We start from the raw sequence: 13,787 nt of genomic DNA, 5'->3' as shown, positions 1-13,787 counted from the left end.
CAGGAACTTCGCAAAGCGGCCGCTCCCACGGCCGCTATTGCGATCAGTGTGCCCAGATCCACACTTGGGTGCCGCGCAGGTCGAGCTGGTTCATGGCCATCGAACCGTAGGAAGCATTGCTGCCGCCCATCTTGATTGCGTCAACGGAGATGTTCAGCAGTTTGCCTGCTGCCACTTGCACGTCGGCCGGGATCGCGATCTGCACCACGTCGCCGCCGGTTGCCGGGTTGTAGAAGGTGCCTGGGTTGGTCACGCCGGCAGCGCCGGCAGCCTGCAGGAAGGAGTTACGCGACAGGATGTCGATGGTGGCAGCGATCAGGCCATTGACCTTGATGCCGTTGAAGCTCACCGAACCGCCGCCCAGGCCGTTGGCATCCAGAGCGTCGGTGTCGGTGTAGACGAAGGATTCGACTTTGACGTTCAGGTTGGCGCCGATCGACACGCCGTCCTGGCCGGTAACTGCGCTCAGTTCTGCGTCTTTGATCGGGGTCATTGCGGATGCGGACAGGGCCAGGGTGGACAGGGCGATTGCTACAGCGGTGGTAATGCGTTTCATATCGTTGATCTCCGTTCGAATAAGAATAATTTGGTTTGCTTGCTGCACCTGTTGCGCCTCCTTGCCGGCCCCTGGCCTGGTAAGCCCGGGTTGGCGAAGCGCCGTCTTAATATTGTTCGAATATTAATTAAATTTATGATAGGTGGCGCCGCCGCACAGGGTCTAGCGTTTCACACTGACCGCACAGGCCAAACAATTGTCCTGGGGAGCCACACAGAGGAAGAGCGCTGTTGTGCGCATGTTGCTCGCTTTAGCATAAGTTTTCGGGTGCGAAGTAGAGGTGTGCATCTAATTTTTATGCATCGTGCAAGCCACGAAACGTGCGTAAATAAATAACAAAAGAGCAAGGACGAACGTTCGTCCAAATTACATTGGAGACGCCATGGGAGCAGGATTCGACGCGCGCGCGACGCGCAAGGGCAGCGCTTACCCCAACGATCGGGAGCTGCCATGCTGATGCTGTTGATGGGGGTCCTGGCCGCCCTGATTGGCGGTTCCGCCGCCCTCTCCCGCCACGAGGTGCAGGAGCGTCCCAAAGGCCAGTACGAGATGCCGCAAACCATGCTGGGCGGCGGCAGCTATTCGCAGGCCGTGAGCATGGAGCCGTTCTCCGAACTCAAGTACCGCCACATCGTGCGCCAGGCCTATGACTACAGCTGCGGTTCGGCGGCCCTGGTCACCATCCTCAAGTTCCACCTCGGCCTCGACGTCACCGAGCAGCAAGCCATGGAAGGCATGCTGGAAAAGGGCGAGAAGGAAAAGATCATCGAGCGCCGCGGCTTTTCGCTGCTGGACATGAAGCGCTACGCCGCTTCGCTCAACGTGCCCGCCGCCGGCTACAAGGCCGAAGTAAAAGACCTGCTGACGCTGGAAGAACCGGCCATCGTGCCGATCGACTATGCCGGCGCCAAGCACTTCGTGGTCTTGCGCGGCATTCGCAATGGCGTGGTCTTCATCGCCGATCCCTCCGCCGGCAACCTGGCCTTCTCGGTAGAGGAATTTGCCACGCTGTGGGACAAGAACACCCTATTCATCCTGTCCGCGCCGGCCGGACAGAAAGCGCCGGCACAACTGGCGCTGAATGACCAGGAACTGGGCGTGGTCGACATGGACCGCGTCACCAACCATGGCCAGCTCGATCCCTTCAACAACACCACGCAACTGCTGGAACGTGCCGTCAACTCCGGCCCGGCCCGCACCTGGATGCACCGTCAATAAGGAAACGCGAATGAAATATCAGTACCTGCCATTCATGCTTGCCACCGCCCTGCTGGTGCATTCGACCGCCGGCGCGCAGGAAAGCACGGCAGCCAACACCACCGCCGCCGCACGCGACGCGCTGGCGAAGAAGGAAGGCGAAGGCGACCAGAGCGCCCTGCTGAAGGAAACCCTTACCGCAGTCGATAAGCAGTATTCCCTGATCCGCAAAGGCAAATCGCAATACACCTATGACCTGAACTACACCTACATCGGCCAGGAAAAAATCGTCACCGACATCGCGGCCGACGGCCTGACCCTGTTCGAAATCGAGAACGTATCGGCCCACGTGGTCACCAACACCTTGTCGGTCGACTACGGCGTGTGGGACAACCTGACCGCCAACGTGACCCTGCCCGTGATCGGCAAGTTCGCCGAGTCGCGCAACGGCAACAACACCTCATTCTCGCTGGGCGACATCGCCATCGGCGCCCGCTACCAGCCGTGGGAAGCACGGCGCGACCGCGCCAACTTCACCGCCACCAGCAACCTGCGCCTGCCCACCGGGCGCAGCCCGTTCAAGATCATCGCCGGCAGCGGCGAAGCAACCGGCAGCGGTGTCGCTTCGCTGTCGCTGGGCATGAACGTCAACCGCATCGTCGATCCGGTGGCGCTGTTCGGCTCCCTGTCGCTGACCGCCAGCAGCCAGGCTACCGGCCTGCACCAGGCCAACGGCACCCGCGTGCTGACGCGTGTGGCGCCGGGCACACAGTTCGGCTTCGGCATGGGCTTCGCCTATGCCCTGTCGTATGGCATTTCTACAACGATGTCCTTCCAGGGCGCGATCTCGCAGGGCGCGAAGTTGCGTTTTGCCGACGGCCTGAACGTGCGCACCAATACGCAAACCTCGGCCATCCTGAACTTCGGCATGGGCTACCGCATGTCGCCGAAGAACACCGTCAATATGTCGGTTGGCATCGGCCTGACCAGCGACTCGCCTAACTTCTCGGTGGGCCTGAACCTGCCGCTGGCATTCTGACGAGGCAGCAATGCGAGCCCCGCTCCGCCTGGCGGCATGTGCCGCAGCGCTTGCCCACGTTCTGCCCGCGCATGCCGCGCTGGTGGAAAACCTGACCACCAGCGTGGTGGCCATGTCGCTCGGGAACGCCGTGACGGCAGACCCGCCCGGCATCGACTCGGTGCACTTCAATCCTGCAGGACTGGCGCGCCTGCAGGGCGACAGCATGCAGCACACGGCGTTCGGCGCCTCGATCCGCGCCCGCGCCGGCTTCTCGGCGCCGGCCGGCTTCGATATCGGCGGATGGAAGGACGATCCGCTCAGCGGCACCCACACCGGGCCGATGCGGCAAGCGATGTATGTGCCGACTTACGGCATGCCGGGCTGGCGCTTGCCCGGGGTGGTGGTGCCGACTTTCGGCTTCGCCTGGAATAATCCGGGCTCGCCGTGGACTTTCGCCACCAATTCCTACATGGCGCAGGCGATCAGCCTTGACCGCACCAAGGACCCGGAAGACCCGGGCCGCTTCGACGGGCGCCAGATCCAGTTGCAAAGGCTGGTGTGGGCCTCGCCAGCCGTCGGCTACAAGTATTCGGACACGCTGCGCTTCGGCGCCGCCGTGCCGATCGCGCACTCGGCCTTCGTGGTCGATACGCATATGCGCTTCCCCAACCAGTTGCTGGGCATCTTCGGCAAGCTGCAGGAAGGCTGGTGCCCGGAAGAAGGCGGCAACATCATCGACACCTTCGGCTTCGGCCTGTGCGGCGGCGGCAAGGCCGGCATGGTCAATCCGTTCAAGAAGGCTGCGGCGATGCGGCTGGAAATGACCTCGCCGGTCGACCCGACGCTGAACCTGGGCGTGCTGTGGGAACCGCAGCCGTGGTTCGCGCTGGGCGCGGTCTACCAGGGCGGCTCGAAGACCCGCTATACCGGGCATTACACCTTCGAGACCGAGCCGATGCTGCGCAATTTCGTTAAAGGCCTCAATTCCAGCCTGTTCGGCCCCGTGGCAGGCGCCATCCTCGGCCTGCCGCAGTCGATCCCGGAAGTCCAGCACGGCTACATGTCGGCCAGCATCCCCTTCCCTGCGCACCTGCAGGTCGGCGTCAAATTCAAGCCGGTGCGCTACGTGCAGCTGAACGTGGACGCCAGCTACGCGCGCTGGAGCGACTGGAACCAGCTGGTGTTCGAATTCGACCAGAGCATCAAGCTGCTGGAAGTGGCGCGCCTGTACGGCGTTCCGGATTCGACCAAGCTGAAGATCCCGCGCGGCTACAAGAGCGTGCTGAATATGGGCTACGGCCTGCAGTTGTTCCCGTTCGAAGGCGTGGCGCTGCGCCTGGGCTACGAACCGCGCAAGACCTCGGTCCCGGCCAACAAGATCGACCTGATCGCGCCGCTGCCGGATACCAAGCTGTATAGCGTGGGCCTGAACTGGCGTCTCAGCAAGAAGTATGAGCTGAACCTGGCCGCCTCCTACATGACGGGCAAGTTCAATGCGCCGGCCGAATCGTCGGACAACATGAACAGCAGCAAATTCCTCAACATCATTTACAACCCATATGCCGGCCAGGACGTGGCTGGCGATATCAAGGTCCGGTACACCGGATTCAGTCTTGTTGAACATTTCTAGGAGCGTTTGAGATGAAAAAACTCGCGACAATGATCGCCGCCCTGGCCATCGGGGGCACGGTGCATGCGGCGCCGGTACCGGCCGCGAAACAGGAGCTGGTCAACCGCGTGCTGCAGCTCTGGCACCCGGAAACCATCGGGGAATCGATGCTGCAGGCGCCGGTAGGCGATGCGGTGCAGCAGGCGCGCGCCGTGCTGCAGGGCCGCGTATCGCCGGAAAAGCGCGATGCCGCGCTGAAGGAGATCGTGGCCGATGCCCGCCAGTTCATGGACGAGAACAAGCCGCTGGCGCAGGCCAGCGCGCAGAAACTGGTCGGCACCACGGTGGCCCCGATGCTGGCCGAACGCTTCACGGAGGAGGAACTGCGCCAGATCATCACCATTCTCGAATCGCCGGTGAAGAAAAAGTTCGAAGGCATGGTGCCCGAGCTGCAGAAGAAGCTGGGCGAAGGGGTTGCCGCCGATACGCGTGCCGTGATGGATCCCAAGCTGCAGGAACTGCAGCAGCGCATCGGCATGCGCCTTCGTAGTGCGGTGTCGCCCTGACCGGGAGAACAGGCCATGAGCTATTCCTCGGCTCTTCACCTGGTGCGCGGTGTGAAATCGCGCCTTTCCCATTCCGGCGTTGAAGCGGAAGCGCTGTTCGAGCAAGCTGGCCTGAATGAAGGCGATGGCCTGGCCTGCGACGCGCTGACGCTGTCGGATAAACTCAGCCACCTGTGGGAGCTGGTGGTTGAACATTCGGGCGATCCGCTGATCGGCCTGAAAGTCTCTACCCCGCATCGCCTGGGCTGGCTGGGCGTGATGGGGCACATCATGCTGTTGTCGCCGACCGTGCAAAGCACGATCGAGCGCTGTCACGGCCATACGCGCGTCGGTATCCTGCTGCCCGGCCTGCAGCGCGTGGTGCCGCGCCAGCGCTACGACTTCGTCTGGTGCGTGCTGCTGCGCACCCTGCGCTGTGCCTCCGGCCGCGACGACGCCGTGCCGGTGAAGGTGGAATACGCCTTCCCGGAACCGGCCAATTCGGCATTCTTCGAAAATACCTTCGGCTGCCCGGTGTATTTCAACCGGCCGCACAATGTGATGGAGTTTTCCGACGCGGACATGGTGGCGGCGCTGCCCAACGGCGGCATGCCGCTGCCCGGCCCCAAGCCTATCCTGGCCCAACTGGCCGAAGCGCAGCCGCCTGCATTCACAGCCCGTGTGCAAGAGATCCTCGCCTCGCTGCTGCCGAAAGGGCCGCCGCATCGCGACGCCGTCGCCGGCTTGCTGGCCATGAGCGAGCGCACCTTGCAGCGCCGCCTGGCCGAGGAAGGCACCAGCTTTTCCAATGTGGTCGACGACACCCGGCGCGCGCTGGCGCGGCAATCGCTTGAAGCTGGCGAACTGTCGCTGAAGATGCTCAGCTTCCAACTGGGCTTTTCCGAACCGAGCGCATTCTACAGGGCCTGCAAGCGCTGGTTCGGCATGACGCCTTCCGACCTGGCCAATCACGGAGAAAAACATGGCATGGTATAAACCGGAGCATCCTGCGCAACTGTTTGGCCAATTGCTGGTCAAGCACAAGCTGGTCACCGAAGAACAGCTTCAGAGCGCGATCGAACATCAGCGGCAAACCGGCCAGCGGCTCGGCGAAATTTTCGCCGAGTGGGAGCTTGTCACGCACCAGCATGTGCAGGACATCCTGCGCAAGCAGCGCCGCGTGCGCATGGCGGCGGCGCTGATCGGGGCGATTTTCGCTCCACTGGAGGCGTATGCCGCCGAAACGCTGGCTACAGCCCCCGTCACCATCAGCGCCCCGGCTGCAATCGTGCCCCGCGAGGGCTCGTTTGCGGCACTGGCGGAAAGTGAACTCGACGCCGTGACAGCCCAAGGGCTTGATGAAGACCTGGTGCGCCAGGTACGCGATCAGTTGAAACGTAACGGCGTGGAAGTGAGCGGAGACCTGGCCAAGCTGGTGAATCCGGTGCTTGGCATGATTGACTCCGATGTCAGCGTGAATAACGTGGTGTACGCGCCGAACCGCGCGGCGACCACCGTGAATCCCGACGGCTCCTTGTCGCTGAACCTTCCGACCACGATCGGAGAAATCAATTTCAACAACATCCGCGTGCATGGCGCCGCGGGCAGTGGACCGAGCTTCGGCAGCATCTCGATCAGGGGCATCGACCTGACCGGTACCGTCATCACGATGGCGCTCAAGCGATGAACCGCGCCGTCCGCCCCGTCGCAAAGCGCCTGCATCGCGCGCCTTGGCTGGCCCTGGCTGTCGCCCTGCCCGCGATGGCGGCAACAGGCGCAGAGCCTCTGGCACCTGCGGTGTCCGCCCTGTCGGGCAATACTGTCCATGTGGCTGAGGCGCCAAGTCCTGGCCTGCCCGGCAAAGCCTTCACTGCCTGGACGCTGGTTGCAGCTCCCGTCCCGCGCCTGTGCGCGATGGTGCAAGACTACGCCGCCTATTCCTCTTACATGCCCAATACAAAGAGCGCGCTGCCGGTTGGCGAAGGAGACGGCTACGTCCTGGTCGACATGACACTCGACCTGCCACTGGGACAGCAAAAGAGGTACCGCCTGCGACTGGAGCAGCAACAGCAGCCCGACACCACCCAATGCAAACTCGCATGGCAGCTGGTGCCGACCGGCCTGGCGCCAGCAGACACCATTGCCGACACCGCCGGCTACTGGCTATTCACGCCGATCCCCGGCGAAAGCGCCAAGACGCTGGTTGAATATCATGTCTATGCCGATCCGGGACCGGTGCCCTACGGCTTCGGCTGGATCGTCGAGATGATGAGCAAGCGCAGCCTCCCGCGCACGCTGGAAGCGCTGCGTGCGCAAGCGGCCAGGTAAAGGAAAGTTATCACTCCACGCAGCGAAACACACCCTTCATTTTCGACCGTTGTTCGGCCGTCAGCCGCGCCGCGGTTTCGTTGTAGATATAGTTCTCTTCTTCCCGCATCAGCAGGAAACTGCCGTCCGCCTGCTCGCTCCAGACCAGGTAGCCGCAGTAGGTCTCGGCATTGGTGAAACGGCCCGTGAAATCCACCGCTGCATAGGTGCCAGGCGCGCCGCTTTGCGAGCTGCGATAGATCGTCACTTTCTTCAGGTCACGCTGTTGCACACTGCCTGCCCGTGCAGCGCTCGCCGCCATGGCATCGCGCCATTCCTCAAACGTCCACTGCTGCCGCAAGCCGGCGCCAAGGCGCGCCCATGCCTCGGCATAGCGCGCCGCATCCTTCTCCGTAAAGTAAGCCTTGCTCAGCGCCTCGACGCGGGTTTTCTGGGAGGCGGTCGGTTGCCACGCTGGCGTTGCACTCACGGTCTTTGGTGGCGCCAGGGACTGCTGAAGCGCCGCGTTCATGCGGCGGAATTCCTCCAGCATGCTGTCACAGGCTTCGCGCTTTGCCTGGCATAGCGCATTCATCCTGATCGATGCCTGGCCATTTTCCACAACCACCGTGCGCCGGACTGCCGCAGGATGGGCAGGATGCCCGGCCCGGGTGAAGGACCACAACGTATGGCTCGCTTTATCGTCTGCGACAGTCCAGCCGCCCTCCTCCGTGATCGCCACGTCGCCGCGTGCTTTCAAGGCATCCAATGCTGCGGCGGCGCTGGGGTAGCCAATACTGTCGGGCGTCGCCGCAGCTGCGGCCAGGAGTATCAGGAGATCAATCATGCATTGCAATATAGAGCACGGCGCGACAAAAGGTCAATTGTGGTAGCATCCGGCCGTCTGACCATTAAGCTGCGAGCCGCCATGCCATCCGCCCCACGCCTGTCCGATGTCGTCGCCACTGAACTGGAAACCCGTATCCTCGAAGGTTCGCTGAAGCCTGGCGACCGCCTACCGCCCGAGCGCGAACTGGCAGTGGAACTGGGCGTGTCGCGTCCCTCCCTGCGCGGCGCCCTGCAATCGCTGGTGGCCAAGGGGCTGCTGATCACGCGCCACGGCGGCGGAACTTTCGTGACCGACTCGATGCAAGCGGCATTCACCGACCCGTGGCAGCAGATGCTGAAAGACCATCCGGATATCCACGGCGACATGCTCGAATTCCGCTACATGCTGGAAGGCCAGGCCGCGCAACTGGCGGCGGAGCGCGGAACGGAAGAGGATTTCGAACGCATCCGCGCATGTCATGAGTCACTGGAGCGAGCGTTGGCGACGCAGGACCTCGAGCAATGCATCAAGACCGACGTGGAATTCCACCAGGCGATTGCAGAGGCCTCGCACAATGTGCTGATCGGGCATTTGAGCTCCAGCCTACACAAGGTGATGGAAGGCCACGTGCAGAGCAACCTGGAATACCTGACGGCTCGCCCGGAACTGTGGGCGCAGCTTCAGGTGCAGCACCGCGCGATCTGGGAAGCGGTACGGGAACGAAGGATGGATATGGCGGAACACGCTGCCCACCACCACCTGGATTTCGTCAAGCAGACCATGCGCGAAACCCTGAAGAACGAAGAACGCCGCAGTGCGGCAACGCGGCGGCTGTCAGCCGGCGCGTAAGACTTCGGGCCGCCGTGCAAGCAGGTGCGACAGCTTTTGAAGACCGGCCTGCAAGCGCCCGCGATCCTTGATGCTACCCAAACAGATCCGGATTGCATTCACAGAGCCGGTGCCGATTGCAAATGCCTCTGCAGGCGTGACTGCAATGCCCTCGCTCTCGGCTGCACGCACAAGCTGCGAGGGGTTCCAGTACGCCGGCAACTCGAACCATACATGCAGGCCATCCCCTGCGCCGCTGTACCGCCCGGCCAGGAGATCCCGAGCCATCAAGTGGCGCAGGCGCGCCTCCTTGCTCACACCTTCCAGCAATCCGTCTGCCGAACCGGAAAGTATCCACTGAGTGGCCAGTGCCGCCGTCAGAGGAGCGACCATCAGCGCAAATGATCTAAGCGCGACCAGGAAACGTTCGCGTTCGTGCGGGTCGCGTATTAGCACGAAGGCGACACGCAAGCCGGGCGTCAGGCATTTCGACAGGGTTGAGATGTAGTACACCTGTTCCGGTGCAAATGTGGCAATAGGCGGTGGCGGGCTATCTGCAAGGAGCCAGTAGGGATCGTCCTCGACGATGCGCACATTGCAGCGCTTCGCGATGGTGGCGAGCTCCTTGCGCCGGCGTTCCGGAATAGTGACGGCGGTCGGGTTCTGTAAAGTCGGATTGAGGTACACCAGCCCAGGCTTGTGCTGGCGGCACGCCTCCTCAAGCATCCCAGGCACCATCCCGTGCTTGTCCGCTTCCACCGCAATGATGCGCCGGCCGAATTGGGCCGCGGCGGCACGCAAGCCGGGATAACTCATTGGCTCTGCCAGGATAACGTCGCCAGGCTCCGTCAGCGCAAGGATCAATGCGGCGATCGCCGCTTGCGCCCCCGGGCAGACAACTAGCTGTCGTGCATCCGGATGTCCAAACATCGGTTCGAGCCACTTGGCTCCAGCCTTGCGGTCGGAGTTGCTTCCCCCGGCCAAGTGGTAAGTCATCAGCAATTCACTATCTGCCCTCATCAATACTTGCGACAAACCCTGTTTCAACATGTCGTCAAAGTCCACGCCATCCGGCGGCGGCGGGGTATTCATGCTCAGGTCGAGGATGGAGTCCAATTCAACTTTCGGCGCCGCGACATAGGTGCCTCGAGCGCCGCGGCCCTCCAACAAGTGGCGGCGCCTGGCTTCGTCGTATGCGCGCGTGATCGTCGTCAGGTCGACGTCCAGCTGTGCTGCCAATTGGCGCTGCGGAGGCAGGCGGTCTCCCGGTTTCAGCGAACCGCCTTCTACCGCTGCCTGCAACGCATCCGCGATCTGTAAAAAACGCGGCCCGCCATGCACAGCCAAGCGCGGCATCCAGATCGGCGAATTTTCATCTTGCATGGATTTCAACTGGGACATTTTGTCTCAATGTATGGAAATTGCTTTTGGGTAGTATGCCTCAGGTCGTGCAGCAATCGCTGGCACTCTCTCCTCTCTGATCAGCATTCGCAAATACGCAAAAAAGATGGAATGGATTCCAGTTGTCTTAGTTACGTTCAAGGTTCTCGTGTTCGGCACGGGCATGTTCTTCGCCATCAAATGGCATCACGATAAAGAGAAGGGGGAGAAAGAGAAGGAGAAATAGAGAAATCGGCGCGCCGTAGGCGCCCGCAGCCCCGAAGCACGCCTGTGCCGACCGATCTCGGCAGCGAGCTACTAAGTTGGAATTCTACCGAATACCCGCTCTTGGCCCGTCACGGCGCCATCGCAGGGCTAACTGGGTTCACGATTCGAACAACCTGCACTGGCTGATCTTCAAAAATTCGCGGTACCGACCATATGGACTCACGAATTTCCCATGTGACTCGCGTGTTCAGCAACTGCTCAAGAATCTGGTCTTTAATATCAACGAATTGAAGTGGATGGCCTGCCATGCCGCTTTTGATGCGATTCGTTGATAACTCGATCCATTGAACATCGCGGAAGGGATATGGCCCATTTGGCCCTTCAAGGTAGCCATCTACAGGTATCGTCAGAAGTTGCCCCCAATCCCCCTCTTCGGTTGAGAGGCCGGATGTCGATGCAACGCGAATCCAGCAACGAAGCTGTGCAACCAGCCCGCATATCGGGGCCCAGTAAGATACGGCGTCGCTCAAAACTGTTCCTTTTCGTTTACCTCACCTGACAGACACCCTCAGGTGAGGTCTTGATTAAATCTTCCTATTTGGCGCGCGCTTTGCCGAAAGCGTCGCCAGCTTTCCACTCCGGCATCTTCGGCGCATCGGCCACGATACGCCCCAGGTTCAGGGTGAACTGCGCCATCTGCGTCATGCCAGCCATCGACCAGTTAGGATCATATTCGTCGCTGACCTGATGATAGCTCTTGCGGTACGCTGCACGCATCTGCTCCGCCTTCTCCTTGTCGCCCAGGTAATCGCTGCCCGAGGTGATGGAGAATGCCGGCACACCCGCCTTGGCAAAGCTGAAGTGGTCGGAACGGAAGTAACCGCCCGCCAGGTCCGGCTTCTCTTTCGCGATCACCATTTTCATGCCCTTGGCGGCGGCTTCCGCCATCTTGCCCAAGTCCGTGCGCTCACTCCCAGCGGTGCCGATATCGCGCGTAGTGCCGATCCAGTTCAGGGAATCGAGGTTCAGGTTCGCAGCCGTTTTCGCCAACGGCCACAGTGGCGATTCAGCATACGCTGCGCTACCGAGCAAGCCCTGCTCTTCCGCCGCCACCCACAGGAACATCTGGCTACGCTTGGCAGGCGACTTCACCGCCTCCTGCGCCATCGCCAGCAAGGCCGCACTGCCGGAGGCATTGTCGACTGCACCGTTGTAGATGGTGTCACCGCTCGTGCCCTGCTTGCCCAGGTGGTCCCAATGAGCCGAGTAGATCACCACTTCATCCTTCAGTTTCGGATCGGTGCCCGGTACCACGCCCGCCACATTGAACTGTTCGACATTGCGCACTTCAGCCTTCATGTCGCCCACCAGCCTGGCTTTCAGCGCCACCGGCTGGAAGTCCTTACGTTCAGCGGCCGCACGCAACTGGTCCAGGTCCAGGCCTGCAGCCTTGAACAACGCCAGCGCAGTATCGTTGGTTATCCAGCCTTGCAACTCGGTGCCCGGCGTGCCTTGCGCAAGCTGGAAACGTTCCACGCCGTCCCAGCTGTTTTTCACCACGCTGTAGCCATACGAAGCCGAAGCATCGGTGTGGATCAGCAGCGCGCCGATCGCGCCCTTGCGCTTGGCTTCTTCGAATTTATAGGTCCAGCGGCCGTAGTAAGTCAGGGCCTTGCCGCCGAAGCGGTTCGGCGCTTCGGCCGTTGGCATCGGGTCGTTGACCATCATGACGATGACCTTGCCCTTCACGTCCTGGCCCTTGTAGTCGTCCCAGCCCTCCTCCGAAGCGGTGATGCCGTAGCCGACGAACACCAGGTCGGCATTGAAGCTGTGCGCAGCCTTCGCATCGCCCGGAGCATAGACCCAATCCTTGCCGAAGCTGGCAGGCAGCGCCACGCCATTCACTTCCAGTCGCAGGTTGGAAGCCGCCGCATCGGTCTTCACGCCGGCGATCTTCACCAGCTGGCGGTAGGTGACGCCGTCAACCGGCTTCAGGCCCACGGCCAGGGCCTGGTTTTCCAGGTAAGCGACGGTCAGGTCGCCGCCGCGCTGGCCGGTGCCGCGGCCTTCCAGCAGGTCGCTGGAAAGGAACGCCAAATGGGCGCGCAGCGGCGCCTCTTGCACAATCGGCTGCATTGCCTTGCCGCCTTTGACGCCTGCTGCGTGGGCCGGAGCCAGCGCCAGCGCAATGCTGGCCGCGAGGGTGGACGCTACGAAGGTGATGGATTTAGTCATGTCTTTGTCTTGTGGATTGTCCATTGGGCGCGGCTGATGGCCGCGCGGGCATTCTAGCGGATTTGCCGCATGCGCCAAGCTGCAGCGCAGCATGCGGGGTGGTATGCTACGGCCCGTATGAAACAAAAGCCTTACATCGGCCGCTTTGCGCCCTCCCCGACCGGACCGCTGCACCTTGGTTCCCTGGTGGCGGCCATGGCCAGTTATCTCGACGCCAGGGTCCACGGCGGCCAATGGCTGGTGCGCGTGGAAGACGTTGACCGCGACCGCAACGTGGAAGGCGCCGACCAGCACATCCTCGCTTCGCTGCAACGCTGCGGCATGCAATGGGATGGCGAAGTCACCTGGCAAACCCAACGCGAGGGTCTATACGAAGCGGCGCTGCGCCAGTTGGGCGACAACATCTATCCGTGTGGCTGCTCGCGCAAGGAAATCGCGGATTCCCAACTGCGCCAGGGCCAAGCCGGCAACCCCAACCTGGTCTATCCCGGCACTTGCCGCAACGGACTGGCACCCGGCCGCACGGCGCGCGCGCTTCGCCTGCGCACGCCGCAGGAACCACACTGCGTGATCCACTTCCACGACCGATTCGCCGGCGACATCAGCCAGGACATCACGGCTGAAGTGGGCGACTTCGTGGTACGACGCGCCGACGGCTTCTGGGCCTATCAACTTGCCGTCGTGGTGGACGATGGCGCGCAAGGCATCACCGACATCGTGCGCGGCTCCGACCTGCTTGACTCGACGCCGCGCCAGATTTTCCTGCAACAGCTGCTTGGCTTGCCGCAGCCGCGTTACCTGCATTTGCCACTAGTGGTTACTGCCGACGGCGAGAAGCTGTCCAAGCAGACCGGCGCGCAAGCCTTCGATACCGGTGCGCCGGCCGAAAGCCTGCTCGGCAGCGCATTGCTGCCTGCCGCGCGATTCCTCGGGCTCGACGTGAAGGCCGGCAATATCGACGCCTTCTGGCGCGCGGCTGTTCCGGCCTGGGACGCAGTGCTGCGAGCCCACGGTGAGACGCCGCACAGACCATAAGCAGGGCCCGCCGCATA

14 protein-coding genes are annotated in these 13,787 nt (G+C 62.2%); 9 read left to right on the top strand and 5 right to left on the bottom strand.

Annotation, left to right across the window (positions count from 1 at the left end):
• Positions 1-43: 43 nt before the first annotated feature.
• Positions 44-556, bottom strand: coding sequence for a DUF6160 family protein (locus ACN9MY_RS09540; protein WP_090443139.1), 513 nt, complete (start codon positions 554-556; stop codon positions 44-46).
• 450 nt (positions 557-1,006) lie between these two features.
• On the opposite strand from ACN9MY_RS09540, the gene ACN9MY_RS09535 reads away from it, so the two are divergent.
• From ACN9MY_RS09535 to ACN9MY_RS09505, 7 genes are read left to right on the top strand one after another with little or no spacing between them, the layout of a single operon-like run.
• Positions 1,007-1,774 (top strand): C39 family peptidase, encoded by a 768-nt coding sequence (locus ACN9MY_RS09535; protein WP_426170103.1) that lies wholly within the window; start codon positions 1,007-1,009, stop codon positions 1,772-1,774.
• A 10-nt stretch (positions 1,775-1,784) separates the two neighbouring features.
• Entirely contained in the window at positions 1,785-2,792 is a 1,008-nt protein-coding gene (locus tag ACN9MY_RS09530) for a transporter (protein WP_426170100.1), read from the top strand.
• Between the two features lie 10 nt (positions 2,793-2,802).
• Positions 2,803-4,404, top strand: a complete 1,602-nt coding sequence (locus ACN9MY_RS09525; RefSeq protein WP_426337209.1) for an OmpP1/FadL family transporter — start codon at positions 2,803-2,805, stop codon at positions 4,402-4,404.
• An 11-nt stretch (positions 4,405-4,415) separates the two neighbouring features.
• Positions 4,416-4,949 (top strand): DUF2059 domain-containing protein, encoded by a 534-nt coding sequence (locus ACN9MY_RS09520; protein WP_426321971.1) that lies wholly within the window; start codon positions 4,416-4,418, stop codon positions 4,947-4,949.
• A gap of 15 nt (positions 4,950-4,964) precedes the next feature.
• Positions 4,965-5,924, top strand: coding sequence for an AraC family transcriptional regulator ligand-binding domain-containing protein (locus ACN9MY_RS09515; RefSeq protein WP_426170094.1), 960 nt, complete (start codon positions 4,965-4,967; stop codon positions 5,922-5,924).
• Complete coding sequence (locus ACN9MY_RS09510; protein WP_426337208.1) at positions 5,911-6,615, top strand: hypothetical protein; 705 nt, start codon at positions 5,911-5,913, stop codon at positions 6,613-6,615. The genes ACN9MY_RS09515 and ACN9MY_RS09510 overlap by 14 nt, the downstream gene beginning before the upstream one ends.
• Entirely contained in the window at positions 6,612-7,256 is a 645-nt protein-coding gene (locus ACN9MY_RS09505; RefSeq protein WP_426337207.1) for a hypothetical protein, read from the top strand. The genes ACN9MY_RS09510 and ACN9MY_RS09505 overlap by 4 nt, the downstream gene beginning before the upstream one ends.
• Positions 7,257-7,266: 10 nt before the next feature.
• Here the strand turns inward: ACN9MY_RS09505 and ACN9MY_RS09500 are convergent, their stop codons facing one another.
• Positions 7,267-8,082 carry a DUF4019 domain-containing protein gene (locus tag ACN9MY_RS09500; protein WP_426337206.1) on the bottom strand — a complete coding sequence of 272 codons (816 nt, stop codon included), beginning with the start codon at positions 8,080-8,082 and terminating at the stop codon, positions 7,267-7,269.
• Positions 8,083-8,163: 81 nt separating this feature from the next.
• On the opposite strand from ACN9MY_RS09500, the gene ACN9MY_RS09495 reads away from it, so the two are divergent.
• A complete protein-coding gene (locus ACN9MY_RS09495; protein WP_426337205.1) occupies positions 8,164-8,913 on the top strand; it encodes an FCD domain-containing protein in 750 nt (249 codons plus the stop codon).
• On the opposite strand, the gene ACN9MY_RS09490 is transcribed toward ACN9MY_RS09495, so the two are convergent.
• The 3 genes from ACN9MY_RS09490 to ACN9MY_RS09480 form a co-directional block, all read right to left on the bottom strand.
• Positions 8,899-10,275 (bottom strand): PLP-dependent aminotransferase family protein, encoded by a 1,377-nt coding sequence (locus ACN9MY_RS09490; RefSeq protein ID WP_426337631.1) that lies wholly within the window; start codon positions 10,273-10,275, stop codon positions 8,899-8,901. The two genes, ACN9MY_RS09495 and ACN9MY_RS09490, sit on opposite strands and share 15 nt — an antisense overlap.
• Before the next feature lie 353 nt (positions 10,276-10,628).
• Positions 10,629-11,030 (bottom strand): hypothetical protein, encoded by a 402-nt coding sequence (locus tag ACN9MY_RS09485; protein ID WP_426337204.1) that lies wholly within the window; start codon positions 11,028-11,030, stop codon positions 10,629-10,631.
• A 64-nt stretch (positions 11,031-11,094) separates the two neighbouring features.
• Complete coding sequence (locus ACN9MY_RS09480; RefSeq protein WP_426337203.1) at positions 11,095-12,735, bottom strand: M28 family peptidase; 1,641 nt, start codon at positions 12,733-12,735, stop codon at positions 11,095-11,097.
• 117 nt (positions 12,736-12,852) lie between these two features.
• Here ACN9MY_RS09480 and gluQRS point away from each other — a divergent pair, with 117 nt between their 5' ends.
• Positions 12,853-13,770 carry a tRNA glutamyl-Q(34) synthetase GluQRS gene (gluQRS, locus tag ACN9MY_RS09475; protein WP_426170079.1) on the top strand — a complete coding sequence of 306 codons (918 nt, stop codon included), beginning with the start codon at positions 12,853-12,855 and terminating at the stop codon, positions 13,768-13,770.
• Positions 13,771-13,787 lie beyond the last annotated feature (17 nt).

The sequence above is a fragment of the Pseudoduganella sp. R-31 genome (assembly GCF_049913235.1).
In the GTDB taxonomy this organism is placed as follows: Bacteria; Pseudomonadota; Gammaproteobacteria; order Burkholderiales; family Burkholderiaceae_D; genus Rugamonas.
The sequence above is the reverse complement of the archived record's forward strand: the minus strand, read 5'-3'. Positions and strand labels throughout refer to the sequence as shown.